29 protein-coding genes and 1 rRNA gene are annotated in these 25,458 nt (G+C 49.9%); 11 read left to right on the top strand and 19 right to left on the bottom strand.

Annotation, left to right across the window (positions count from 1 at the left end):
* Positions 1-535: ribosomal RNA gene (locus BO53_RS0106555) — 16S ribosomal RNA — on the bottom strand; the annotation flags it as partial.
* Positions 536-938: 403 nt separating this feature from the next.
* Between BO53_RS0106555 and BO53_RS0106550 the strand changes: the two genes are divergently transcribed.
* On the top strand, positions 939-1,328 hold the full coding sequence (locus BO53_RS0106550; RefSeq protein WP_031546724.1) for a DUF2614 family zinc ribbon-containing protein: 390 nt from the start codon (positions 939-941) through the stop codon (positions 1,326-1,328).
* Between the two features lie 38 nt (positions 1,329-1,366).
* Here BO53_RS0106550 and perR read toward each other — a convergent pair whose 3' ends face one another.
* The 3 genes from perR to bcp all read right to left on the bottom strand — a co-directional run bounded on the left by perR (position 1,367) and on the right by bcp (position 3,287).
* The gene (perR, locus tag BO53_RS0106545; protein ID WP_281174447.1) at positions 1,367-1,810 is read right to left on the bottom strand and encodes a peroxide-responsive transcriptional repressor PerR; all 444 of its coding nucleotides are present in this window, start codon (positions 1,808-1,810) and stop codon (positions 1,367-1,369) included.
* Positions 1,811-1,892: 82 nt separating this feature from the next.
* The gene (locus BO53_RS0106540; protein WP_031546721.1) at positions 1,893-2,837 is read right to left on the bottom strand and encodes a D-2-hydroxyacid dehydrogenase; all 945 of its coding nucleotides are present in this window, start codon (positions 2,835-2,837) and stop codon (positions 1,893-1,895) included.
* The gene (bcp, locus tag BO53_RS0106535; RefSeq protein WP_031546719.1) at positions 2,838-3,287 is read right to left on the bottom strand and encodes a thioredoxin-dependent thiol peroxidase; all 450 of its coding nucleotides are present in this window, start codon (positions 3,285-3,287) and stop codon (positions 2,838-2,840) included.
* A gap of 144 nt (positions 3,288-3,431) precedes the next feature.
* On the opposite strand from bcp, the gene BO53_RS0106530 reads away from it, so the two are divergent.
* Both BO53_RS0106530 and BO53_RS0106525 read left to right on the top strand, forming a co-directional pair.
* Positions 3,432-4,724 (top strand): glutamate-1-semialdehyde 2,1-aminomutase, encoded by a 1,293-nt coding sequence (locus BO53_RS0106530; RefSeq protein WP_031546717.1) that lies wholly within the window; start codon positions 3,432-3,434, stop codon positions 4,722-4,724.
* Between the two features lie 11 nt (positions 4,725-4,735).
* The gene (locus tag BO53_RS0106525; protein WP_031546715.1) at positions 4,736-5,848 is read left to right on the top strand and encodes an FUSC family protein; all 1,113 of its coding nucleotides are present in this window, start codon (positions 4,736-4,738) and stop codon (positions 5,846-5,848) included.
* A 32-nt stretch (positions 5,849-5,880) separates the two neighbouring features.
* Here BO53_RS0106525 and BO53_RS0106520 read toward each other — a convergent pair whose 3' ends face one another.
* Genes BO53_RS0106520 through mutY form a run of 4 tightly spaced genes read right to left on the bottom strand, consistent with a single transcriptional unit; the run spans position 5,881 to position 9,940 of the window.
* Positions 5,881-6,495, bottom strand: a complete 615-nt coding sequence (locus tag BO53_RS0106520; RefSeq protein ID WP_031546713.1) for a DNA-3-methyladenine glycosylase — start codon at positions 6,493-6,495, stop codon at positions 5,881-5,883.
* Between the two features lie 15 nt (positions 6,496-6,510).
* Positions 6,511-8,247: an ABC transporter ATP-binding protein gene (locus BO53_RS0106515; RefSeq protein ID WP_031546711.1), complete on the bottom strand. Its 1,737-nt coding sequence runs from the start codon at positions 8,245-8,247 to the stop codon at positions 6,511-6,513.
* 56 nt (positions 8,248-8,303) lie between these two features.
* Positions 8,304-8,849: a nucleoside tri-diphosphate phosphatase gene (gene ntdP / locus BO53_RS0106510; RefSeq protein ID WP_031546709.1), complete on the bottom strand. Its 546-nt coding sequence runs from the start codon at positions 8,847-8,849 to the stop codon at positions 8,304-8,306.
* Between the two features lie 56 nt (positions 8,850-8,905).
* Positions 8,906-9,940: an A/G-specific adenine glycosylase gene (mutY, locus tag BO53_RS0106505; RefSeq protein WP_031546707.1), complete on the bottom strand. Its 1,035-nt coding sequence runs from the start codon at positions 9,938-9,940 to the stop codon at positions 8,906-8,908.
* A gap of 51 nt (positions 9,941-9,991) precedes the next feature.
* Here mutY and BO53_RS0106500 point away from each other — a divergent pair, with 51 nt between their 5' ends.
* Positions 9,992-10,969 (top strand): metal-dependent hydrolase, encoded by a 978-nt coding sequence (locus BO53_RS0106500; protein WP_031546705.1) that lies wholly within the window; start codon positions 9,992-9,994, stop codon positions 10,967-10,969.
* 21 nt (positions 10,970-10,990) lie between these two features.
* Here BO53_RS0106500 and BO53_RS0106495 read toward each other — a convergent pair whose 3' ends face one another.
* The 8 genes from BO53_RS0106495 to BO53_RS0106460 all read right to left on the bottom strand — a co-directional run bounded on the left by BO53_RS0106495 (position 10,991) and on the right by BO53_RS0106460 (position 16,635).
* Complete coding sequence (locus tag BO53_RS0106495; RefSeq protein ID WP_031546703.1) at positions 10,991-11,749, bottom strand: hypothetical protein; 759 nt, start codon at positions 11,747-11,749, stop codon at positions 10,991-10,993.
* Positions 11,750-11,759: 10 nt separating this feature from the next.
* Entirely contained in the window at positions 11,760-13,253 is a 1,494-nt protein-coding gene (locus BO53_RS0106490; protein WP_031546702.1) for a hypothetical protein, read from the bottom strand.
* Positions 13,254-13,257: 4 nt separating this feature from the next.
* Positions 13,258-13,581, bottom strand: coding sequence for a DUF1811 family protein (locus BO53_RS0106485; RefSeq protein WP_342665366.1), 324 nt, complete (start codon positions 13,579-13,581; stop codon positions 13,258-13,260).
* Positions 13,547-14,341, bottom strand: a complete 795-nt coding sequence (locus BO53_RS0106480) for a RecX family transcriptional regulator (protein WP_031546698.1) — start codon at positions 14,339-14,341, stop codon at positions 13,547-13,549. Before BO53_RS0106480 ends, BO53_RS0106485 begins: the two co-directional genes overlap by 35 nt.
* 10 nt (positions 14,342-14,351) lie before the next feature.
* Positions 14,352-14,861 carry an acyl-CoA thioesterase gene (locus BO53_RS0106475; RefSeq protein WP_031546696.1) on the bottom strand — a complete coding sequence of 170 codons (510 nt, stop codon included), beginning with the start codon at positions 14,859-14,861 and terminating at the stop codon, positions 14,352-14,354.
* A 101-nt stretch (positions 14,862-14,962) separates the two neighbouring features.
* Positions 14,963-15,118 (bottom strand): hypothetical protein, encoded by a 156-nt coding sequence (locus tag BO53_RS14055; RefSeq protein ID WP_169738734.1) that lies wholly within the window; start codon positions 15,116-15,118, stop codon positions 14,963-14,965.
* A 73-nt stretch (positions 15,119-15,191) separates the two neighbouring features.
* Positions 15,192-16,424 carry an aminopeptidase gene (locus BO53_RS0106465; protein WP_031546694.1) on the bottom strand — a complete coding sequence of 411 codons (1,233 nt, stop codon included), beginning with the start codon at positions 16,422-16,424 and terminating at the stop codon, positions 15,192-15,194.
* A 13-nt stretch (positions 16,425-16,437) separates the two neighbouring features.
* Positions 16,438-16,635, bottom strand: coding sequence for a DUF1128 family protein (locus BO53_RS0106460; RefSeq protein ID WP_031546693.1), 198 nt, complete (start codon positions 16,633-16,635; stop codon positions 16,438-16,440).
* Between the two features lie 158 nt (positions 16,636-16,793).
* Here BO53_RS0106460 and BO53_RS0106455 point away from each other — a divergent pair, with 158 nt between their 5' ends.
* From BO53_RS0106455 to BO53_RS0106440, 4 genes are all read left to right on the top strand, one after another.
* Positions 16,794-17,117 carry a hypothetical protein gene (locus BO53_RS0106455; protein ID WP_031546691.1) on the top strand — a complete coding sequence of 108 codons (324 nt, stop codon included), beginning with the start codon at positions 16,794-16,796 and terminating at the stop codon, positions 17,115-17,117.
* Positions 17,118-17,171: 54 nt separating this feature from the next.
* Positions 17,172-18,215, top strand: a complete 1,044-nt coding sequence (locus BO53_RS0106450) for a YihY/virulence factor BrkB family protein (RefSeq protein WP_031546689.1) — start codon at positions 17,172-17,174, stop codon at positions 18,213-18,215.
* Positions 18,199-18,762, top strand: coding sequence for a beta-class carbonic anhydrase (locus BO53_RS0106445; RefSeq protein WP_031546687.1), 564 nt, complete (start codon positions 18,199-18,201; stop codon positions 18,760-18,762). The genes BO53_RS0106450 and BO53_RS0106445 overlap by 17 nt, the downstream gene beginning before the upstream one ends.
* Positions 18,763-18,897: 135 nt before the next feature.
* Complete coding sequence (locus BO53_RS0106440) at positions 18,898-19,089, top strand: hypothetical protein (RefSeq protein WP_156956106.1); 192 nt, start codon at positions 18,898-18,900, stop codon at positions 19,087-19,089.
* A gap of 76 nt (positions 19,090-19,165) precedes the next feature.
* Here the strand turns inward: BO53_RS0106440 and map are convergent, their stop codons facing one another.
* The gene (map, locus tag BO53_RS0106435) at positions 19,166-19,921 is read right to left on the bottom strand and encodes a type I methionyl aminopeptidase (protein WP_031546683.1); all 756 of its coding nucleotides are present in this window, start codon (positions 19,919-19,921) and stop codon (positions 19,166-19,168) included.
* 105 nt (positions 19,922-20,026) lie between these two features.
* Here map and BO53_RS0106430 point away from each other — a divergent pair, with 105 nt between their 5' ends.
* Positions 20,027-21,058 (top strand): FUSC family protein, encoded by a 1,032-nt coding sequence (locus tag BO53_RS0106430; RefSeq protein WP_051683041.1) that lies wholly within the window; start codon positions 20,027-20,029, stop codon positions 21,056-21,058.
* Here BO53_RS0106430 and dinB read toward each other — a convergent pair.
* Both dinB and BO53_RS0106420 read right to left on the bottom strand, forming a co-directional pair.
* Positions 21,051-22,118: a DNA polymerase IV gene (gene dinB / locus BO53_RS0106425; RefSeq protein ID WP_031546679.1), complete on the bottom strand. Its 1,068-nt coding sequence runs from the start codon at positions 22,116-22,118 to the stop codon at positions 21,051-21,053. The two genes, BO53_RS0106430 and dinB, sit on opposite strands and share 8 nt — an antisense overlap.
* Positions 22,119-22,180: 62 nt before the next feature.
* The gene (locus BO53_RS0106420; protein WP_245608208.1) at positions 22,181-22,750 is read right to left on the bottom strand and encodes a DUF3267 domain-containing protein; all 570 of its coding nucleotides are present in this window, start codon (positions 22,748-22,750) and stop codon (positions 22,181-22,183) included.
* Positions 22,751-22,851: 101 nt separating this feature from the next.
* On the opposite strand from BO53_RS0106420, the gene BO53_RS0106415 reads away from it, so the two are divergent.
* The gene (locus tag BO53_RS0106415; RefSeq protein WP_031546675.1) at positions 22,852-23,892 is read left to right on the top strand and encodes an NAD(P)/FAD-dependent oxidoreductase; all 1,041 of its coding nucleotides are present in this window, start codon (positions 22,852-22,854) and stop codon (positions 23,890-23,892) included.
* Between the two features lie 145 nt (positions 23,893-24,037).
* Positions 24,038-25,414 carry a hypothetical protein gene (locus BO53_RS0106410; RefSeq protein WP_031546673.1) on the top strand — a complete coding sequence of 459 codons (1,377 nt, stop codon included), beginning with the start codon at positions 24,038-24,040 and terminating at the stop codon, positions 25,412-25,414.
* Positions 25,415-25,458: the final 44 nt, after the last annotated feature.

Here is a 25,458-nt window from a genome sequence, read left to right as displayed (position 1 = left end):
GCTGCTGGCACGTAGTTAGCCGTGGCTTTCTGGTCAGGTACCGTCACCCGACGGGCAGTTACTCCCGTCGGCGTTCTTCCCTGACAACAGAGTTTTACGAGCCGAAACCCTTCTTCACTCACGCGGCGTTGCTCCGTCAGACTTTCGTCCATTGCGGAAGATTCCCTACTGCTGCCTCCCGTAGGAGTCTGGGCCGTGTCTCAGTCCCAGTGTGGCCGATCACCCTCTCAGGTCGGCTACGCATCGTCGCCTTGGTGGGCCGTTACCCCACCAACCAGCTAATGCGCCGCAGGCCCATCCACCAGTGACAGCCAAAAGACCGCCTTTCAACTTTCCTACTTATGTAGAAAAGGATTATCCGGTATTAGCCACGGTTTCCCGTGGTTATCCCGGTCTGATGGGCAGGTTGCCTACGTGTTACTCACCCGTCCGCCACTCGCGTCACAGGAGCAAGCTCCTGATCCGCGCGTTCGACTTGCATGTATTAGGCACGCCGCCAGCGTTCATCCTGAGCCAGGATCAAACTCTCCATAATTGGAAGTTCTCTGACTCCGTTGCGGTTTTACTTGTCGCCCAAGTTGAATGCCGAAGCATTCGTTTTTTTTCGGAATTAACGTTGACATATTGTCATTCAGTTTTCAATGTTCTCTCGAAATCACTCTTATAATACTACCTTACTTCTCAAAACTATTCAAGCGTTAATTTTACACTTTCGAATATTTTTTTGAAATAAAATGTTTTGTTGTCTGTATCGGCTGTTGGTGTGTTCCTCAAATCAGCGACTTTCATATCATACCAAGTTGGCTGTTCGGTGTCAACGACTTTCGAAAACTTTTTTAAATCTTTTCGTTTGCGTATGTTGTTCACCAAATGCTAAATATTAGATTATCATAAATGCTATAACTTGTATATAATGAATTTCAGAGGTGAAATGTTTTATGAAGAAACCAGGAAACAAAATACTGCGTATCCGTGGCTATGCACTGGCCCTGATCTTTATAGGTATGGGAACAATGTATCTCGGCGTATTCTTCAGGGAATACCAATGGGTTTTCAGCATCTTCCTTCTTATAGGACTGCTGCCGATCCTTCTGAGCTTCGTCATCTATTTCTGGGTGGGCTTGATCAGTACGCGTGCAGTTACTGTACAGTGTCCGAATTGTGAGAAGCATACGAAGATATTGGGACATGTCGATTTTTGCCAGCACTGCAAGGAACCGTTGACCATCGACAAGGAGCTGGAGGGGGAGGAATTCTCCCTGGACTATAATGTGGAACACCGCAGGAAAAAGGCAATCGAAGAAAAAGAATCTGAACAGAAAAAATGAGCAGGGGTCCACTCCCCTGCTCATTTTTTCTTTTTGGGCTATTCCGCTTTGCGGCACTCCGGACAGACACCATAGATTTCAAGCCTGTGATGACTGACATCGTACGAGGTGACTGACCCTGCAAGATGTTCCACTTCCTCCAGGCCGGGATAGTGGAAATCCGTGATCTTCCCGCATTCACTGCAGATGATATGATAGTGCGTGTCCGTAATGAAGTCGAAACGGCTTGAAGCATCTCCGTAGGTGAGCTCTTTTACAAATCCCGTTTCTTTGAAGAGTTTCAAGTTATTATATATAGTGGCCACACTCATATTTGGATATTCATTAGAAAGCGCCTTGAAAATATCATCAGCAGTCGGATGTTCTTCTGTTTCTATCATGTACCTGAGCACTGCTTTTCTCTGTGGCGTAATACGAACACCGGTCTTTTTCAGCGCATTGATCGATTCAGTGAACTGGTCATGGGCATCCATCATCTTCATATTGATACCTTCCTTCTATAGCAGACTACTGTAATATAGATATTGTACTTTGTACTGAAATTGTTTGTCAAATCACTTTCCATCAATATCCTTTTTTATTATCGATGATATTCATCATCGATTCCTTTTCTTCCATATACTGCAGATTGTGGGCGAAGATTTCGAACCCCCGCTTCAAGTACCCTTCCGTCTTCGATGACGCGTGTGGTGTAATCGTCAGGTTGTCATACGTATAGAAGATATGATCCGACGGCAGGGGCTCCTCATTGAATACATCAAGTATCATATGGCGGATCATGCCCTCTTCAAGGACATGGGATATCGTTTCATCCGTCATGACGTCTCCACGCCCGATATTGACGAATACTGCTGTCTCTTTCATTCTACCAAAAATCCCGGCATCAAGCAGTCCTCGCGTCTTATCGGTGCTCGGCAGAATATTGATGACGATATCCGCTTCACCGATGTGCCCCTCCAGCTCACTGATTGCATAAGTATGGTCGAAGGCTTCCACCTCGTGTCCCGTAGTGTTGTAGCCGGCGACTTGTGTACCGAATGCCTGAAGCACTTTCGCCAGGTGCGAACCGATGCTGCCGGTACCGAGAATGTGCACGACCTTATCATATATCTCCTCTGTCTTCGCATTCTTCCTCCAGTGGGCATTTTCCTGATCCACCTTCAGCTGATGGAAATCCTTATAGAAATCGAGCAGCAGACCGACCGTATACTCGGTCATCTGTATCTTGTGTATGCCTTTGGCATTTGTAATATGCACGTGCTCAAGTGCTTCCAGCGGCAGATCATCGAGCCCCGCACTCATGACCATCATCCATTTGAGGTTCTTGAACAGGCGGACGTCCTCCGAATCAAAATTGGAACCGTAGGTGATGAATATCTCACACCATTCCTTGTCCGCTTCCGTAAGATCTCGTGTCTTTGAAAAACGGTACTCCATATCCGGGTAGTGCTGATTGATGTGTTCGATCATATGCGGCTTCAGATTGACTGTCGATAGTATATTCCTCATCTATGCTTCCTCTTCCAGATGGGACTTCAATTCATCAATGTGGTCCTTGGCCTTGACGTTGTCCCACCTTTTCAGGATATTGCCGTCTTCATCGACCAGGAATGTCGTCCTGACGATGCCTTTCGACTCCTTGCCGAAAACCTTCTTCATCCTATAGACCCCGAGTGCTTCTGCGAGCTTGAAGTCCTCATCGACCAGAAGATCGAAATTCAGGTTGTTCTTCTCGATGAAGTTCTTATGCTTCCTCTTTGAATCTCCGTTTACACCATACACCTTTACGCCGAGTTCATTCAGATGATTCATATTGTCCCTTAGATCACACGCCTGGGTCGTGCACCCTGGTGTATTGTCCTTCGGATAGAAGTAGATCACCGTCTTTCCTTCGAAGTCCTTATTGCCTACTTTCTCCCCATCCTGGTTTTCCAATTCAAATTCCGGAAATTTCTCCATTTGTCTGCCTCCTTGGTTGTATATGTATATATTGATAATACCCAAGTTTATCCCTGCTCTCAATAGAAGGATCTTCCTTAATTATGTTCCCGGGATGTGGTAGAATACTCATTGTGAAAAATTACTGACTAAAGGATGGGAAATATGTACAGTCATGAAAAATCTCAAACACTTCAAACTCAGGCAGAAGATGTGATCCTCGGTGGAGTGAATTCCCCTTCCCGATCATATAAAGCTGTGGGTGGCGGCGCTCCGGTAGTCATGGACAGGGGCGAAGGCGCCCATTTCTTCGATGTGGACGGCAACCGCTACATCGACTACCTGGCAGCCTACGGCCCGATCATCACCGGACACGCCCACCCCCGCATCCACGAAGCGATTGCAGAACAGAGCAGCAAGGGCATCCTGTACGGTGCGCCGACGGAGCTTGAAATCAGTTTCGCAAACAAGATCAGGGATGCGATTCCTTCACTCGAACGCGTCAGATTCGTCAACTCCGGCACCGAAGCCGTAATGACGACGATCAGGGTGGCAAGGGCATATACATCCAGAAACAAGATACTCAAATTTGAAGGATGCTACCACGGCCACTCCGACCTTGTGCTCGTTGCAGCCGGTAGTGGCCCATCCCAGCTTGGCACACCCGATTCCGCAGGCGTGCCGAAAGGGGTCGCAGAGGACGTCATCACTGTGCCTTTCAATAATCTGGAGGACTTCAAAACGGCCATTTCCCACTTTGGTGATGAAATAGCAGCTGTCCTCGTCGAACCGATCGTCGGCAACTTCGGCATCGTGGAGCCCATGGAGGGCTTTTTGGAGGCAGTAAATGACATTGCGCATGATAACGGCTCCCTCGTTATCTACGATGAGGTCATCACTGCGTTCCGCTTCATGTATGGAGGCGCCCAGAACCTTCTCGGTGTTGAACCGGACCTGACTGCCCTCGGCAAAATCATAGGGGGCGGCACACCGATCGGTGCCTACGGCGGCCGCAGGGATATCATGGAAAGCGTCGCTCCGCTCGGCCCCGCCTACCAGGCCGGCACCATGGCGGGGAACCCGCTCAGCATGGCAGCGGGCATCGCCTGTCTTGAAGTGCTTGAGAAACCTGGTGTATATACCGAACTGGACCGTCTCGGCGCCATGCTCGAAGATGGCTTGATGAAACTGATAAATAAATATAGTATTAAGGCAACGATAAACCGCCTCGTCGGTGCGTTGACAATCTATTTCACAGATGAAGAGGTCACGAACTATACAATGGCCGAGGCAAGTGACGGCGAGGCATTCTCAAAATTCTTCAATGGGCTGATCAGACGCGGCATCAACATCGCTCCGTCAAAATATGAAGCCTGGTTCCTGACGACGGAGCATACTGAAGAAGACATCAGGGAAACATTGTCCATTGTGGAGGAAGTATTCAAAAATGAATTTTAGGAGATGGTGCCGTGCGATTTGGTGCTAGAGTATTCAAAACCGGTGTAACAGTCATACTTACATTATTCATCACCAACCTGCTTGGGCTTGAGCCTTCGCTCATCGCAGCCATCGCTGCGGTATTTGCCCTGCAGCCGAATGTCCACCGGTCTGTCATGCGGACATGGGAGCAGTTCCAGGGCAACGCGCTCGGTGCCGTATCGGCCATCACCATGGTGCTGCTCTTCGGCAACAATGTCATCGTCATCGGACTGACCGTCATTCTGGTGCTCGCCATACTGCTGTTCTTTAATCTGCAGAGCGTCTCCACACTGGCTGTCGTGACGATGATTGCAATCATGGACGCCCCGACACTCATGGAAAATTCTACGACCATGGACTTCCTGGAAGCGGCCGGCATCCGGTTTTCACTCGTCATGATCGGTGTGCTGTCGTCCCTCGTGGTGAACCTGCTGTTCATTCCACCGAAGTACGAAACGAAGATGTATCACAACTGCTTCAACATCACGAGTGACATATTCAAATGGATCCGGCTCGAACTGAACGCCGTCAGCGAATACCAGGTCGTCAAAAAGGATATCGAATCGCTGCGGACACGCGTCGTCACCCTGGAGACGATGTATCTGTGGTACCGGGAGGAGAAGAACTACTTCAAGCGGAGCAGCTTTGCCGACGCACGGCGCAAGATCCTGTTCAGACATCTGATCGCCTCGACCCGACGGGCATTTGAACTGCTGAGGAAGCTGAACCGGTATGAAAATGACTATAATCATCTGGATGATGATTTCAAGTATCGCATCCGGCATGAGATGGATCAGCTCATGGCCTACCATGAACAGATCTTCATGAAGATCACTGAAAAGATCAGGCCCGAGGCCGCATTTGAAACCTATGATAACGACGAGCAATTCGAGCATTCCATGATGGATGATTTCGTCCGCCTCTATTATGAAGCGGATACCCTGGAAGAGAAGATCCAATATGAGAATATACTGGAATTCATCTCATCCATACACGAATATTCCAATTCATTGGACCGCCTCGACCGGCTCGCTTCAAGCTTCTTCCGCTTCCACGCGGATAAGAACAAGATCAACATACAGGACGAGACACTCGATATATAAAAACAGGTGCAGGGAAATTCCCTGCACCTGTTTTATTTCCAGCCGTTGTTGTCCGCCGGCCTGCCCCGGAACCTGCTGACATGCGGGTTGCCTTTGACGATGAAGCGGTATGGATAATCCACTGCTTCCTTTTTGTTGTCGATGCCTATCCTTTTCGTCTCTTCGATTTCGAGCGGGATCCTGCCGGGCCTAAGAGTCAGGATGCCGTTGTTCAGTTCCATGCCATTGTGCAGTTCACGACGGATGCCGAGGGACTTGGTCAGCTTGCCCGGGCCATCCGTGAGGCCGGTCTCCCGGCCCCGCCTTTCAACCATGATTTCCCTGCCGGCATGGGGTTCGATGCCCCGGATGAGGATACCTTCCGGATGTGCCTTATCCTTCGTCAATATATTCATGCAGTGATGGCCGTGCATCGTATAGACATACAGGTGGCCGAAGTCGTTGAACATCATGCTGTTCTTCTTATTCTTCCTGCCGCCGAATGTATGTGCAGCCCGGTCATCCACCCCAAGATATGCTTCCACTTCTGTAATGAATCCGCTTGTTTTAACACCGTCGATACAAGTGATGATTTCGACACCGAGCAGTTTTCGGGCAGCGCCCAGTGTATCATCAGCCAAAAATCCTATGTCCAATGTATCAGCCATGATGACACCCTTCACTTATAGATTCTGGATACTATAGAGTTTATAGTATTCCCCTTTTTTCTTCATCAATTCAGCATGCGGCCCGGATTCCCGGATCTGTCCATCCACCATGACGAATATGCGGTCCGCATGGGTGATTGTCGAAAGGCGGTGCGCGACGACGATCGTCGTCCGGTTCTCGGAGAGCTCGAGCAATGTGTCCTGTATGATGCTCTCACTCTCGAGGTCGAGTGCACTCGTCGCTTCATCAAGGATCAGAATCGGCGGGTTCTTCAGGAAGACGCGTGCAATCGCAATCCGCTGCTTCTGCCCGCCCGAGAGTTTGACGCCGCGCTCGCCGACCTCGGTATCATAGCCCTCCGGAAGTTCCATGATGAAATCATGGGCGTTTGCCCGTTTGGCAGCCCCTATCATTTCCTCTTCCGTCGCTTCCGGGCGGGCAAGCAGGATGTTTTCCCTGATTGTGTCGGAGAACAGGATGTTATCCTGCATGACGAGTCCGACATTATTCCTCAGGGATTCAATCGTATAGTCCCTGATATCTGTCCCATCGAGCATGACTTTCCCCGAAGTGACGTCGTAGAACCTTGGGATGAGCGTCACAAGGGTGGACTTCCCACCTCCGCTCATTCCGACGAATGCGACGGTCTCTCCACTCTTGACGTCAAAATTGATATGTTTCAGCGCACTGGTGTCTTCACCGTTGTACCCGAACCCGACATCCCTGAATTCGATGTTGCCGTCAGTATGTCTGAGTTCGCGCGCACCCGGCCGGTCTTTGACATCGTATTTCTCATCGAACAAATCGAACACCCTGTCCATCGACGCGATGCTCTGCGTCAGCGTCGTGGAGGAGGAGACCAGGCGGCGCAGTGGCCCGTACAGCCTGTCGAGATAGGCGATGAATGCAGCCAGCGTCCCGACGGTCAGGTTGCCCTGGATGACCTGGTAGGCGCCATAGCCGACCACGAGCAATGGACCGATATCGGTGATCGTATTGACGACCGAGAAGCTTCTTGCGGTCCACTTGGCGTGGTCTGTCGCCTTGTTCAGGAAATTGCCGTTGCGTTTATTGAAGTGCTCTGCAGCGTGGCTTTCCACAGCAAAGCTTTTGATGACATTGATGCCCTGTATGCGCTCATGCAGGAAGCCCTGGACTTCCGCAAGTGCCTGGGACCTCTCCCTGGTGAGGCTGCGCAGTCTCCCGAAGAAATACCATACGCCGAAAATATAGAATGGAAAGACGATGATAGATACCAGCGTCAGTTCCCCATTCAGCGAGAACATGATGGCAAGCGCGATGATGATCGTCACCAGGTCGAGCCATATGTTCATCAGCCCTGTCATGATGAAATCCTTCGTCTGCTCCACATCATTGATGACACGGGAGATGATCTCCCCCACTTTGCTGTTCGAATAGAACTTCGCACTCAGCATCTGCAAGTGCCCGTACATCTTCTTCCTTATGTCATAGAGTATCTTGTTGCTCGTCCACTGGGCCAGATACTGCCTGAAGTATTCGACAGGCGGCCTGATGATGACGAATATGAAGGAGAAAATCAGGAGTACCTGGATCAGCATGTTTATCCTGTCTTCTGTCGTCAGCCCATCGGGCATAATGATGTCATCGATCGTATACTTGATCAGAAGCGGCAGCAGCAACGGGATGCCGAATTTCAGTATGCCGATGATGATCGTCAGGATGATCAGCCATTTATACGGTTTGACGAATTGCATATAACGTCTAATCACAAAAAAACTTCCTTTTCTTACATAAAAAACAATCAACCGGTTAAGTTGATTGATTTTTAGTATGATTTGTAATCATTATTGAAACGGCCCTGCCAGACTTTAATGAAGTCGGGAGCAAACGGCCCCTTTTTCCTTTCGATCCATTGCTGAAGCACATCCACATTATGCCTGAGTATCTTGTCGATATCCTCCGGATATTTCATCCGGCTCTTGTGAAGCTTGTATTCATCTTCATCAAGCAGATGATACTTGCCGTCCGGATAGACTTTGATATCCAGGTCGTAGTCGATATATTTCAATGCTTCTTCATCATAGAGGAAAGGCGATGACAGATTGCAGTAGTAGTATACCCCGTCTTCCCTGAACATGCAGATGACGTTGAACCAGTAATCGACATGGAAATAGACGATTGCCGGTTCCCGGGTGACCCAGGTGCGCCCATCACTTTCCGTGACGAGTGTCCGGTTGTTCCCTCCGATGACGACATGGTCCGTCCCTTTCAGGATGGTCGTCTCGGACCACACCCGGTGAATGCTTCCGTCATGCTTATAGCTCTGTATCTTGACCTTGCTGCCTTCTTTCGGTATGGATTCCAAACCCATATTCCACACCACCTTTAAAATAATACTTTTATATTATATCATAGGTGGGAATATATTCACATTCTTTCGCCCGGGACTTCAAATTGTTCGTATATCCTCTGCATTGCCCTGCTCATCGGCAGGTTTCCCACATCCTCCAGCGATATGAAATCAGGATGCCGGTCCCGGGTATGGAGCACATATCCCTCCATGTACCATACCTGATGGGTGAACACATGCTTCCCGCTGCCGATGTGCACTCCGGATGTATCGATGGACAGCCCGAGATCCTCCTCTATCGCCTCGACCGATGTATCCACATCATACTTGGGCAGTTCATACATGCCCTGGAGCAGTGTGCCCTCCTGCTTCCTCAGCAGGATCTCGTTCCGGTCATTCAGGATGAAGTACACATTATAATAGATTTCGTTCTTCCTCTTCGCCTTCTTCTTCACCGGCAGCTCCGATACGATGTTTCGGCTGTAGGCCTCGCAATGCTCCTGCACCGGACACATGATGCATTTGGGCGCCCGCGGGGTGCAGATGGTCGCTCCAAGTTCCATCAGTGCCTGGTTGAAGTCACCCGCCTCAAGCGGAATGATCTCCTCTATCCGTTTCTTGATGTCCTTTTGGACAGAAGCCTTCGTCATGTCCCGATCGTCAGCATCAAGCCGAGAGATGACACGCAAAACATTTCCATCCACTGCAGCAAGCAGGTGGTTGAAGGCAATGCTCTGCACTGCACCGCCAATATAGGGACCCACCCCCTTCAGACTGAAGAACGTCTCCGGACGCTCGGGAACGATGGAATTATAGTTGTCCCTGACCTCTTTCACAGCAGCCTGGAAATTACGGATCCTGTTGTAGTATCCGAGCCCTTCCCAGTCCTTGAGCAGCGCCTCTTCATCCGCTTCTGCAAGGCTGTCTATATCCGGATATTTTGTTACAAATTTCTCGTAATAGGGTATAACAGTAGTGACCTGGGTCTGCTGGAGCATCACCTCGCTCAGCCATATCCGATACGGGTCACTTGTCTGCCGCCATGGCAGCGTTCTTTTGTTGGACTGGTACCAGGCCAACAGGTTATGATTGAATTCTGAACTTTCCAGCATGAATGACACCTTCCTCTGCTTGATTATTCCACTTGAACGGGGAGAATGAACATGGATACTTTAACACATACATTAATGGGGGGTACAATCGTCGGTCTTGCTGCCATCGATCCTTCCATCGACCCCATTTCCGTCGGTTTCATTACAACTGTAGTCGGTGCTTCGCTTGTACCTGATATAGATACGGTCATGAAAATGAGAAACAATGCAGTCTACATTACGCATCATCGGGGCATCACCCACTCGCTCCCGTTTACATTCTTCATCTGGCCGGTACTGCTCACGGCACTCAGTGTGCTGCTGTTCGACCTGCCTGCACTGAATATGTACCTGTGGATCCAGTTTGCGGTCTTCCTGCATGTATTTGTGGACATATTCAACTCGTACGGCACCCAGGCCCTTCGACCTATCAGCCATACATGGATCCAGCTCAGCGTCATCAACACGGTGGATGTGCCGATCATCGTCATGCATGTACTCTACTTCGTCCTATGGTATTTCGGGGCGGCGCCGGTGCCGCTGTTCATCGCCCTCTACATGGTGCTCTTCATATACTATACGATACGGTTCATCATGCAGCGCTCCATTACGGCAAGGGTCGACAGGCGGCTGCCGAATGAATATGTAACACGCACATTCTGCATGCCGACCATCCATTTCTTCGAATGGCGTATTGTTGTAGTGACGCAGACCGCCTATTATGTCGGACGCAGTTTCCGCGGGAACATCATATTCTATGACCGCTTCAACAAAAGCGGTCCGTTGGATGAGGAGAAGTTCCAGAGCATCAAGGAAGACCCGAACTTCAAGGCCTTCACCTTCTTCTCATCGATATACACCTATGAAACGCAGGAGATATCCGAAGACCAGGAGGAGATCCGGTATATCGACCTGAGATACCTAAAGGAAGGCCACTATCCATTCGTGTGCATCATGCTGTTGGACAAGAATACCAACGAAGTGCTGCACAGCTACACGGGATGGGTCTTCTCGGAAAGCAAGCTTCAGAAGAAGCTGCTCGACAGCTGACAGAAAGACAAAGCGACTGGGCTATGCGCCCGGCCGCTTTTTTAGGTGGTGGTATATCGAAAGCTTCATTTTGCTGTAGTATTCGAACATCCACAGGTAGAGCAGGATGATCTGTGCGAAAAACAGTATGTCATGTGGCAGACGGTTGATATTCCACGAGATGTGCACCGAGTTTGCCTGGAGGCCGTTGATGACATAGTAGAACGGATTCAGGCTGAGCAGGTGCTGCATCCACGGGACAAGATTCTCGGGCAGATACAGAACCGGCACCGAGATCACCAGTATGATGAACACGAAAATATTCACTGTTCCAATCCTGTCCATCTTCACTGAAAGGTATATCAGTGTAAAGGGAATGATCAGGAGTATACCGAGCAGTACATAGTACAGCAGGGTGAATATGTCTATCAGCCAATCATCGACGACCAGTGCGGTGAGTGCACTGTACAGCACGACATACATGAGGAAGATGAAAGTCTGGAATATGATCGTTGGAAGTATCCGCATATACAGTGGTATGTAGTTCACCTTGAGGACGGAATCCTTATAGAATGCCGTATTCTTGTTCAGCACGGTCATGCTGAACAGCCATACGGATGCCATCAGCCCCACCATTGTATACAGGTACTCCATGACGCCCCCGGCATCCATCAGCGGCATCGACACAAGCAGGAATACGAGCCCGATCGTATAGATCAGAAGCGGTGTCAGGTTGTGTGTGGAAAAATAGGCCGTCTGTTTGAAGAAGTGGCGGAACAGATATTTCATTTTGTAATTCATAGCACCTCTCCTAACGCTGTATATATAGCCATGTCTGATTTGATGCATCGAGGATCATATAACCATTTGGCAGCCTGAATATCGCATCTTCTGTCTCTATGCCAAAAACCTCGTACATGCCCTCTATATTCCGGGCTGGGAAAGACATCGAGAATATAAGACCGTCCCTGAACTGGTACGAGATCGGTATGCCTGAGAGTTCAGCATGCCTGGCACTTGAGGCGGACAGGTTCATGTTATCAGTCACTGCACCCGACTCCCTGTTCATGAACATTGAGTAATAGAGATAGTTGTTCTCGAACACTTCATCAGTGTAGGGCAATAGCGCCTCCAGCGTCGTCTCAGGGTACAGGCTTGCCGGGTTGAAGTAGATGAAGGAGGAACCATCCATCTCCACTGTCGCACCGCCGTCTACGATGGTGTATGTCCCATCCTCCCTGTCACTCACCTGGAGGAGCGACATGTATGGATGGCTTTCCCCATTGACCTCAAGGCTCCCTTCGGTGTTTACAGCGTAGGCGATCCGGTCATCCTCTTCCGTCTCCGGGACGGCGACAGTCTGATCCTGTCCCGTATTTGCCGAGCCTGTAAACGATATATCCATGAATATCACGACGCTCGCCATCAGCATCGTAAACATCAAGAGAAGTGAAATGATGACCTTCCTTATGTTCAGCCCGTCAATTGGGCTCGCCTGTTTCCTGCTGAGACGCTTCAGGCCATGTGCATACCGTCCATACTCATTTACATTCCGCTTCCACTCGAGGTCGAACTGTGCCTCTTCATCCACACTCTTGAGCTGGCTCTTCTTTTTCATATAGGCATTATATTGAGCAATCCCCTGTTTGACACTGCCGTCGTAGCGTATCTGTCCATAGCTCAGCCACAGAAAATAGTTGGCCAGTGACTCGATCGGTTCTATGCTGCTCTCAAGCAGCAGCACCCCGCGCTCCCTGTCCTCCTGTCCATTGATCGTCTCCTTGAACACAGCAGTATCCCGGCTTTTCAGATGCCGGTACATGTTGCAGTAGACGATGATTTCAGCATCTGTGAACTTGGACAGTTCCAGCAGCACCAGGGCAATATCCCTTCGTGTCAGCTCCCTGACCGGGGTCGACCAGTATTTTCTGAACAGCGGCAGGGCCATGATCTGCCCGACCGCTTCCTCCACGTCCTCAGTCCGCATATATTCATCCAATATTTCAGAGACGAAGATGTTCAATGGATGCGGGTGGTTGATGTGGTCGAGGACATCCAGACTCAGAATCGAGCTGTCGGTCTTTATTCTCCCCTCTTTGGGGTCCAGGCTGCCATTGACCATCTCTTTCAGATAGTGCAGCGTCCTGTAGTCCGAAAGGATGCCGAGCACCTCCCCCTTATAGAGGTGGAAGGTGACATCTTTAAGCAGCAGACCCTCCTCCCGGCCGAGCATCCGGTCGGTGAATTTCTTCGATTCCTTGGCATATGTCAGGTTCAGTGCCCTGAGCAGAATGATGTTCTGCATTCAATCATCCCCTCTTGTTCAACTGCAGCATGCTTACAGGAATGGCTGTCTCTTTCTCTTCTCCTCCGACGAAGAATCCCCAGACAAAGGTGCCCTTGATGTATTCCACTTTGAAGTAGTGGTTCTCGTTACTGATCACCTTATAGATCTTACCCGGTTCGATCAGCGAGAGGTCGATGAAATAGCTTTCGGCTATGAGCACCTGGCGCTCCAGGACCCTGTATTCATTTTCGACGCCCATCATCTCCGCTTTTCTCATCGCTTCCCGCTTCTCTGCAATATATGCTTCAAGTTCACGTCTCGTCATAGTGTTCAAAGGTCTCATCATCTATACCGCCTAACTTTTCTTGGATCAGATCATAGCCGTACCCTTTTCTCATGAGCGCCTGTATCAGCTTCTGCTTCAGGGCGTGGCCTGTTTCCTTTTTCCGATATTTATTTAAGTACTTCTCGAAATCCTTGTCGAAATGCGAAGCCTCATCGTAATCATCTTCGAAATCGATCATCCCGACATGCTCCTTGTCATAGCCTTTCTGGTACAGCTTCTCAGCCAGCTTCATTTTGAACTGGCGATAGGATCCCTTATGCCGCTTCAACTGCTTGTCCTTGAGCTTGTTCATCCGTTCGGCATCCACTTCCCTGCTGAAAGCGTCCACGTTCTCCCGGATGACCCCCTCATCGATGCGATGCTTCTTCAGCTCCCGCTCCAGTGCGAAAGGACCCTGGTCCGTCGTGGCAACCATGGTGTTTTTCAGCGCTTTGGCATAATTCGCATCATTGACATATCCTTCCTCCCTGAGTCTGAGGATGGTTTTGTCGATCATTTCGGGATGGTAGTCCTCTGCGAGGTACTGCCTCATCTCCGATTCGGAACGCAGCTTGTAGCTGATATAGCCGAGCGCCTTGACATAGGCCTGATCATACTGGATGGCCTCGAGCACCTGCTGGTATTCATCCGCTTCAAGCTGACGCTCCGGAATCAGCCGGTACTTCACCACCGACTCCTCATGCGCCTTGAATGAAGAGCCGTCATCCATGTGTATTTCATACATGCTGTTCTTCAGGAGCGCCACTTTCTTTATCTGCATCTGATCCCTCCTAGTCAAAAAGATCTGTCGCAAAGAATTCGCGCAATGCTTTTGAACGTTCCCTTCTGTGACGACGGTGCTCCGAACGCTCTTCGCCTGTCTCATCGAGCCATTTCAGGCGTTCGTTATCGGGAATCAGTTCAGGCACTTCCATGGGATTGAGGTCATCATCCAAGGCAACGAAAGTGAGGAAACTGAACGCCGCAAGCTTCTTGTCGCTGCCGTTCTCAAGTGTCTCCTTCGATACTTTGACCAGAATCTCCATGGACGACTTCCCCGTATGGGTTACGAGCGCCTCCAGGATGACCACATCCCCCAGGTTGATCGGCTCCAGAAAATCGACCGAGTCGATTGAAGCCGTCACGACCTTCGACCTCGAGTGGCGGCGTGCAGCAATTGCTGCAACATCATCTATGTATGCCATCAGCCTGCCGCCGTACAGTGTATGATGGTTGTTCGTATCCGGCGGCATGACATTCGAAGTCTTCACCGTATAGGATTCCGACATTTTCTTTTCCATAATTTATCCTCCATTCCAAGCACTACTATAATAGCACATTTTCGGCACTAAAAAAGAAGGGATAATGTTATCCCTTCCTGAATTTTTCCTATTGGAAACTGCTAATCCTGACGCTCCAGCGCCTCTTCCGGTGTATCAATCACAAGCGCATCCTTGCCTGGGAGCGCCTTGGACAGGAAGTGGTGGAGCACCAGGGCAAATGCAAAGATGGCAAAGAGAAATGCCAGCATTACAAGAAACATCATTGCAAAACTCATGAAAACCCTCCTTATGGTACTTTTCCTATTAATTATATTTTAACACAAAAGACGGCGCTTGTACTATTGTAATTTAAAACGCCCAGTTGCCTTTTTCAAATACTTTCTCTTCCGTGCCATCTTCAGTGATGCCGTATATATCCAGTTCATCGGAACCGATCATGAAGTCGACATGGGTGATGGAATCATTAAGGCCTGCCTCTTCCAGCTCTTCGCGGGACATGGACTTGCCGCCCTCGATGCAGAATGCATAGGCACTGCCGAGTGCGATATGGCAGGACGCATTCTCATCAAACAAGGTGTTATAGAATAATTTACCCGCATTGGAGATCGGTGAATCATCCGGCACAAGTGCCACTTCACCCAGGCGCCTCGCCCCTTCGTCCGTATCAAGTATATTCTTGAGCACTTCGTATCCCCTGCCCGCTTCAAAGTCCACAACCCTGCCGTCCTTGAACGTCAGCTTGAAGTCATCGATGACATTGCCGCCATGGCTGAGCGGCAGCGTGTTGGAGACATGCCCATCCACGCGTGTCCGCTCCGGTACACTGAAAACCTCTTCAGTCGGCATGTTCGCTATGAACTTCTCGCCGTCCGCATTCAGGCTGGAGGCGCCGGCCCAAAGGTGCCCCTCCGGAAGCCCGATTGTAAGATCCGTCCCGGGCGCTTCGTATCTGAGTGCCGTGTATTTCTTCCCATTCAGGTAGTCGACTTTCTCGTGCAGCGTTTCGTCATGCTTCTGCCATGCAGATACAGGATCTTCGAGGTCCGCCCGGACGGTATAGAAGATGAGGTCCATGAGCGCGTCGACTGCCTCCGCATCATCCCTGTCCGGAAATACAAGCTTCGCCCAATCGACGGAAGGGTATCCCGCTACGCACCAGCTGTGGTAGTCCGACTGGATACGATTGGAGAAATCTTTGAAGGCCCGGCCTGAGGCCACCTGCATCGCCTGCAGCTTCTCAGGATCCACATCCTTCAACAGTTCCGGGGAAGAGGACGTGATGCTCAGGAATCCGGCCTTTTCATCGGAATAGAACATCCGTTCATCAATCGCCCACTGATGGATCGTACTCAGCTCCTCCTTCGACTGGTGCTCTGCATGCAGCTGTGCCAGCCTGTCGTCGGAGAGTACGACTTTCACTTCCTTGGCCCCTTTCAGGTAGGCCTTCTCTGTTACGAGCCTGATCAGCGGCAGCGCGTCCTGTGCACCCCTGATGAATACCCGGCCATCCGGCTGGACATTGAGGCCCACATCGACCAGAAGGTCTGCATATCTTGCAAGTTTCGTTTCGAATTGTGCCATATGTAATCCTCCTCTATTTCCTCAATTTTGAGAGTTCTTCGATGATCGCCGACTGTTCAATGGCCGTTATCTGGTTCCTGCCCGTCACCATTTCATGGATCTCCCTGATCTCCTCCGTGTTCTCATCATCGAAATCATCCGCATTGAAAAGCCCCTTGTTTACAACATTCAGCGATTCTTCTATCTCTTTCAGCATATCTGCCTTATTCATTTGAATTCCTCCATACCAATATATTAAATACCATTACAATAGTACCAAAGTTCATAAGATAATAAAATTTATAATCCGGTTATTCGATGAATAAAGTTTGAAGATAGTTTAAAATGGTTATAAGCAACTATAAATCACATAATAAAGGAGAATTCTACATGGAAAACAAATTGATACCTGCCGTTCTCATTGGAGCGATAGTAGGTGCTGGAATCAGCCTGATTGACAAAAATACAAGACAATCCGTACTTAGCCGCTCGAAGGACTTGAAGTACTATGCCCAGAACCCTGATGAAGCGAAGGAAAAACTTTCTTCGGATTCCGGCCAGTCCTCCAAACTGCAGTCATTGAAGGATGAAGCAATGTTCTGGAAGGAAACAATCGAAGAGATCAGACAGAACAATCCTGAACTTGAACAATCCATCAAGGATGCCAAAGAAACATTCCAGAAGAAGCGTGAACAGAAGCAGTTGAATCAATAATTATACGGAAGGGCTGACGTCGGTTGGCCCTTTTGTTTATAAAGGAGTGAGGACATGGCTAAAAAACCGACCAATTCGGACTATCTGAACCAGGCGAAACAGGACAGCAAGGAAAGCAAAGCGAAAAAAGCAAAGAATGCGGAAGGGGAGACCTTCGTCGAGGATGTGGAATTCAAATCCAAGACTTCCAAGAAGCCTGATGAGGCCTTTTATGTATCGAAGATCAACAAGCCTGCCAAATACAAGGAAGATCCGAACTTCTTCCAAAGTCTTATGTTTCAGTTTTCAAAGGATAATACATCCGGCATGGCGGCACAGCTGGCATACTACTTCCTGCTTGCGATCTTCCCGCTGCTGATCTTCCTGCTGACGCTGGTCCCGCTGTTCCAGATCGATCAGCAGATGATCACCCAATTCATCCAGGATTATGCACCATCACAGATTTCCGGTATGCTTGAAGGCATCATTTCCGACGTCATGAGCGGTTCCAACGGCGGCCTGCTCTCCGTGGGTCTGATTGTAACATTATGGTCTGCATCGAATGGTATGACAGCACTCATGAATGCCTTCAATGTCGCCTATGATGTCGAAGACAACAGGAACTTCTTTGTGGCGAAGTCATTATCCATAGTATTTACGATCATTCTTTCCCTATCTGTACTCCTTACTTTCGTACTGATCGTATTCGGAGAGCAGATCGGCAACCTCATGTTTGGAACCATCGGCCTCGACCAGCAGTTCCAGACGGTTTGGAGCTGGATCAGAAGCCTGCTCCCTGTACTGCTTGTGTTCATCGTCTTCGTCGTCATCTATACGACGGCACCGAATATCAAGCTGCAGGTCAAGGCGGTCATACCAGGCGCCATATTTACGACAATCGCCTTCCTGCTCGCATCATGGGGATTCAGCATCTACACTTCAAATTTCAGTAACTACAACGCGACATATGGTGCTATCTCTGGTGTCATCATTCTGATATTATGGTTATATATCACCGGGATCATCATCATACTCGGTGCCCAGATCAACGCCATTATGCATAAGCGTGCAATGAGAAAACAAAGAGAGGGAAATGCGAACAATGAGTCTACTGCATGATCTGCTTGAATTCAACGAACAGTTTGTAAACAGCAAGGAATATGAAAAGTATGTAACCACCAAATCACCGGACAAGAAGCTCGTCCTCATCTCCTGCATGGACACGCGCCTTACGGAGCTGTCTACGAAGGCACTTGGTCTGAAGAATGGGGACATCAAGCATATCCAGAATGCCGGTGCAGTCATCTCCCATCCATATGGGAGTACGATGCGCAGCATACTCGTCGCAGTCTATATGCTTGGTGCCGACGAGGTCATGGTCATGGGACACCATGACTGTGGCTTTGGTGCCCTGAAGCCAGAACCGATGATCGACAACATGAAGCAGCGCGGCATCTCCGACGAGACTTTCGAGACGCTCGAACACTCGGACATAGACATCAGGAATTGGCTGAAAGGTTTTGACAGTGTCGAAGAGAGCATCACCGAAAGCGTCGGAAAGATCAAGCACCATCCCCTGATGGTTGCAGATGTGCCCGTCCATGGTACGGTCATCAATCCCGAAAACGGAAAGGTCGACCTTGTCGTCAACGGCTACAAAAGCTAGATGGACCAATCCCCTGACTGGGTATATATCGCTCATACAGGGGATTTTTTCTGCATTAATTAACTGATTATTCAGTTTAAAAGGTTTGAATTTTCTTCTGAAAAGGGTATAATGTAACCAAAGGAGGGGATAATGATGACAATGAGCAAAAGAGGTAGTCAGAACGTTGATGTGGATCGTATGATCAACGAAGGCGGTGGTGGATTCCTGCACTACTTCGATGAAGAACATCATGAGATTGAAACTCCCCACCCGGATGACACTGATGACGCTGTGTCTCATCCAGAAGAGAACGAAGCTTCACCAGAGTATAAAGAAGCCGGCTGATGGCCGGCCGCCGGGAGAAGGATGTCCTACCGCAAAGAAGCGTGGCATATAGCAGTATGCCATGCTTCTTCTTATTTTAGTCTTCTACGAGAGTGAGCAGTTTCGGCCCTTCTTTCGTAACAACAATCGTATGTTCCTTCTGGGCGACATAGCTGCCGTCCTTTGTCTCAAATGCCCAGTCGTTCTTGCCATCTGTGACAAAAGCGGCTTTCGAGGAAATGAAAGGTTCCACTGCGATGACCATGCCCTCCTTGAGCAGCTCACTGTTTCCTGGTTCGTAGTAGTTCATTATGTGCTTCGGCGCATCGTGAAGGCTCTTTCCCACACCATGTCCTGTGAGGTTCTTGATTACCGTCAGCCCGTTCTGCCTCGCCACTTTATGGACGGCACGGCCGATCTGGCTGACTTTGGTGCCGGGCTTGATCTTTTTCAATGCTTCCTCGAAGGATGCCTCGCACACATCAACGACTTTCTGCTTCAGTGGATCTGAAGATGTACCCACCACAAAGGAGATTCCGGTATCTGCGAAATACCCGTTTTTCTTCGCGGAGACATCGATATTGACGATATCCCCTTCATTGACGACACGATTGCCTGGGATGCCGTGTGCGACCTCTTCGTTCACACTGATGCATGTGTATCCCGGGAATTCATATTCACTGATCGGTGCACTTTCGGCGCCCATTTCTTCAAGGAGCCTGCCCCCCAGATCATCGATTTCCTTCGTCGTCATTCCCGCTTTCGTCGTTTCAACAAGTGTTTTCAGCACTTTGCCGCAAATCTGCCCGATTTCTTCGAGCTGCTTCATTTCTTCATCAGTTTTAATGATCATTTGCTACCCTACTTACTTTAAAAATTTTTCTTCTATCGATTATTATAACAAACTCTTCGTGCTATACTAGATTGTATACTCAAAATTATTGAAAGAAGCATGAATATGAAATTTGACATCCGTAAAATAATTGGTCCAAGAATCATAAAAACAGGACTATCGACCTTTCTGACGGCCCTGATCTGCATGGCACTCGACCTGCCGCCGATATTCGCCGTCATCACGGCAATCGTTACGATCGAGCCGACGGCATATGCTTCCCTGAAAAAGGCATATGTACGTTTCCCGGCGTCCATCATCGGTGCCTTCATTGCGGTGACCTCCCTGTATATCTTCGGCGAGAATGCATTCACCTATTCCCTGGCGGCGACACTGACGATCCTCGTCACATATCGGCTGAATCTGCATTCGGGGGTGCTCGTTGCGGCCATCACTGCAGTCGCCATGGTCCCCTCAGTACAGGATGCCTATGTCTTCAATTTCCTTTCCAGACTGGCAACCACAACCATCGGACTTGCGACAAGCACACTGATCAACTTTCTGATACTGCCGCCGAAGTATGCCGGGCAGATCGAGGAAATCACAAAATCGACGACCAGACAGACCCACAGCCTGCTGATCCAAAGGCTCGGGGAACTGATTGCCGGCAAGTACGAATCCGACAAGAGCGAGAGGGCCTATACCAAGGTGCAGAACGCCATCACCGATGCCGAAAAACTGCTCAAATACCAGCAGGATGAATACCGGTACCACAAATCAAATCGTGAAGAGATGCGCCTGATGAACCAGCTGGAGCGGGAGCTCCAGTTCAAAAAGCTGTACTTCACCCACCTCGGCAACCTGATCTACCTGCCCGAAGACATCTCGATGAAATTCACTTCCCAGGAAACAGCGGCAGTCGAAGAGATCATCGACTACCTCAACCGTGATCTTGACGAGCTGACGATGACCAACTCCGCCGTCCGCTTCATCAGACGCCATATCAGGAATCTGGATGAAGAGGCGGACGCCTTCAAGATTCATATCCTTTATGAAATCATCATCATCTATCAGATGGTGGTGCAGCATCATAAGGCAGGCTCAAGTGCGAATAAAAAGGTGCCGACCAACAGCCGGCCCAAGAATAAGACTACATGAAGTCGTAGATCGTCAGGTTGCGGTATGTCCTGTCGGAAAGCTGCGACACAGTCACCCCGATGAGCCTGATGGGCACATCGGGGTCTTTCAGTTCATGGTAGAGGCTGTAGGCATAACGGTACACCTCATCCTCCGTAAAGACCGGATTGTTCGTCATCATCTGCCTGGAATGCGTGACATAGTCCGCCGTCTTCATTTTAACGGTGACCACCTTCCCTGCATACTGCTGCAGTTCGAGCTTGTCACTCACCTTCCGGCACAGTTCCCCGATCACCTTCAGAATTTCTTCATCATCATTGATGTCGTAATTGAAGGTCGTCTCTTTTCCGATCGATTTTCTGATCCGTTCCACTTTGAGTTCGGAGGTGCCGATGCCCCTCGCCTTCTGATGGAGACTCGTCCCCTTCTTCCCGAACTGCTGGACGAGCGAAGCTTCACTCCATTGGTACAGGTCCTCCCCTGTATGGATATCCAGTGACTTCATCTTTTCTTCCGTCACACGCCCCACTCCCGGAAATTCCCCGATATCCAGTCCGAACAGGATATCCTGTACATTATCGTAGTGGATGACCGTCGTACCGGCCGGCTTGTTCATGCCCGAGGCAATCTTGGCCAGATATTTATTGTATGATATGCCGCTTGATGATGTCAGGCGTGTCGCATCAAAAATATCCCGCTGTATATCCAGTGCCACCGACTGTGCAGAGCGGTCCCTTGAAACGAGGTGGGTGATGTCCAAGTACGCCTCATCGAGCGACAGCGGCTCCACTATTTCGGTATAGGACAGGAAGATGTCCATGATCTGCTTCGAGACCGCCTTGTACTGGTCGAATCGCGGCCTGACGTATATACCGTCCGGGCAGAGCTTGTATGCCTGCTTTGTCGGCATCGCCGAGTGCACACCGAATTTCCTCGCTTCATAGCTGGCTGTCGCCACTACACCCCGGCTTGCGGACTTGCCGCCGACGATGACCGGTTTCCCCCGGTATGACGGATTGTCACGCTGCTCCACCTGGGCATAGAACGCATCCATATCGATATGAATGATCCTTCTCTCCATAGCATCCACCTGTTTTAAAATTATTTGTCCAAATTATAACACAGAACGAACAGATGTTCCTATTATGAATCTGCTGGATTGGCTTCATACATCGTCATGCCGACTTCCGTATCCTCCACATACTCCATATTCCGATGCTTCATTATAAGATACACATAGTAGAAGTCGCCTGCACATGCCCCCGTGTGGAGCGCCAGCAGATATTTGTAGGCCCCGTGGGGCACTGTGAACATCATCAGCAGCATCACGGAAGTAATGACGACGAACGGCATCAGGACCGCGATGACAAACTGTCTTCTCGTAAATACCTCCCCCGGCGCCGTGGCATAGAACATGCCCGATTTGTAGCCGAACCGGACTTTCCCTTTCGGATGGAAAAGTTTGAAGAACAGGCCATGGATGCCTTCGTGCACGGTGATGATTGCAAACAGGATCGCCATGATCAGGAGGACCGCACCGATGATGCCGAAGGACTCCATTCCAATCAGGGCGGACCCTGCATCATCGGCCAGAAACAGGTCCAGCAGATAGAACACGATGAAGGATAGAACGGTGATCGATATGGACAGGATGTTCAGCGCCTTCATGGCAGATGTGTCCTTGAAGATGTCGAGTACATATTTATTTCCCAATATCCTCTCCCCTTTCAAAAGCACTGTAACACAACCGGCACAAATAATGTTAGACTATCCTATAAATGATATCGTCCAAACAACTGACAGGAGTGAATCGAATGGCAAGTTTTACAATCGTCGGCGGCGGCATCGCCGGTGCTTCGACAGCCTATCATCTGGCACGGAAAGGCCACTGGGTCACGGTATACGACCGTGCCGATACCGGTCAGGCGACGGACGCCTCGGCCGGAATCATATGCCCCTGGGTCAGCCAGAGGAGAAATAAGAAGTGGTACCGCCTGGTCAAGGAAAGTGCCAAATACTATCCAGATTTCATTGCAGGGCTCCAGAAGGAGACGGGCCTCGATACCGGTTACCGGCGGGAAGGGTCGATCAGCCTTTTCAAGGATGACCACATACAAAACCTCGCCTACGACAGAATACGTTCAAAACAGCCGGATGCTCCGGAGATGGGCGAAGTCCGCATGGTCTCGAGGGAAGAAGTGAAGCGGATGCACCCGGATCTGACAGACCTCTATCCCGGCGTATTCGTAGAAGGCGGCGGCCAGGTGAAGGGAGCCAGTCTGCTCAAGGCGCTGAAGGCGGGGTTCCTGAAATATGGCGGCCATTGGATCACTGCAGATTTTGATGCCGAAAAAGCCGAAGGCACCGTCATCTATGCAACAGGTGCGTGGGGCATCGAACAGGATACCGATCCTAAAATCCGCCACCAGCGGTCTGAAGTGCTGCACTTCAGACTCAAGGATGGAAAGAATGAAAGCCACACCCCGGTCGTCATGGCCCTGGGTCCAATCTATATCGTCGAGATGGGATTGAACCAGTACGCCATCGGTACAACACACGAGGATACAGAAAGCTTTTCAGCAGAACCTTCAGAGGAAAACTATGAATATCTGCGGGGACTCGCCCACCGCTACTTCCCCGACTCCGAAATCGAGGATGTCAAAATGATGGTCGGACTCAAGCCCTATACACGCGACTTCCTCCCCTTCCTCGGACAAGTGGAAGAAGACGTTTTCGTCATCAATGGCATGGGGGCAACCGGTCTGACAGCGAGCCCCCTCGTCGGCCGGGAAGTCGCCAGGCATCTAAACGGTGAAGAAACGATACTCGACTTAAGCGACTACTCGTATATCTAAAGGCAGATGCACTCTGCCTTTTTATTTCCTGTGGATTTGTGCGAATAATGAAAGAACTTTGGCAAAGCCTCCGCATCTGTCATATAATGAATGAATATACTGGCTGCCCCTATAATACATATCCATCGTGAAAGCAGGTATTACATTGAATATACTCTACAATCAGACCATACTAAGGAATTTCTTCTACATATATGCCGTCCTGTTCATCCTATTCCTGATCTATTTCTTCAGTGGCGTCGGGGTGCTCGGAAGACTCGTGGACTATCTGGCCGTCGGCGTACTGATCGTCTCCTGGCTCTTCAGTTCCAGGCTGTTCAAACTGATCGGCGGCCTCTTCATCATTGCCGGGGCCGCCTTCACCCTCACATCCGGCGGGAGCATCGGTACGATCATCAGCAACACGACAAGCAACCTCCCCCTCCTGCTCTTCTTCAGCACCCTGCCGTGGATCGGCACGGTCGTTAAGGTCGGGGGCCTGGACGACAGCATTACGGAAATGATACAGGACCAGGCGAACAGGGTGGAGAAGATCTATGGCAGAAGCGTGATCACCTCCTACTTCCTTGCGGTATTCCTGAACTTGTCGGCCATCTACATCATCCAGCAGGTTCTGCGTGAACTATTCAAAAAGACGACGGTCGGATTCAGGAATGAATTCATCATCAAATCCACCCTCCGGGCATTTGCGCTTGCCGTGATATGGAGTCCGCTCGAAGTCATCGTCGGCCTGACGGTCGACTCGACGGGCGTCTCCTACTTCACGCTCCTGCCATGGCTGCTGGTGACATCAGTAATCGTCGGTCTGACCGAAGTCTTCCTGACACGCCGCGAGTTCAATGACATCACACTTGATGCCCCATTCAATGAAATAGACCGCCAGGCACTTGGGCGGTCCATCATCAAAATGGTCATCCTGCTGATCAGTTTCCTCAGTGTCGTGATGCTCTTCAACACGAACTCGGATCTTGGGTTTGTCATGACCGTGGCACTGATCATCATCCCGTTTTCCTTCGTCACGGCATTCGTCATGAAGCGGTTCCCCATATTCATCAGGACGGGATGGGCCACATGGAAGAACCACAACAACCACCTTCAGAATTTCTCCGTGCTCTTCCTGTCACTCGGCATCTTTTCGGGCGGCTTCAACAGCAGCAGCGTTCCTGGGATGATGCAGCAGGTCTTCGGCTATGTCGATTCATTCCTGATACTGATCCTCCTGCTCATCATGGTCGTCATCTACGGACTCGCCATGTTCGGTGTCCATCCCGTCGCTACACTCGCCATACTGGCGGAAGTGCTCGTCCCGGTCATGACCCCGGAGAATGTACTTTCCATCGGCATCGCCATGGTCGTCTGCGGCATGGGCATATCCGCTGCCGCCCCGTACGGCATCAACGCCACGATGACCGCCCAGAGCATGGGCATCAATCCCTACAGGATCACGAAAATGAACATGGGCTTCTCGCTCAGGATGGGTCTGACCGGGATACTGATCGCAATGATCGCCCTTATGATATGAAAAAGAAGCATCCATGGAGGCATTGCCTCCATGGATGCTTCTTT

The organism is Salinicoccus luteus DSM 17002 (assembly GCF_000712035.1).
In the GTDB taxonomy this organism is placed as follows: Bacteria; Bacillota; Bacilli; order Staphylococcales; family Salinicoccaceae; genus Salinicoccus; species Salinicoccus luteus.
Note: the sequence above shows the minus strand (reverse complement) of the source record. Positions and strands in the feature narration are given on the sequence as shown.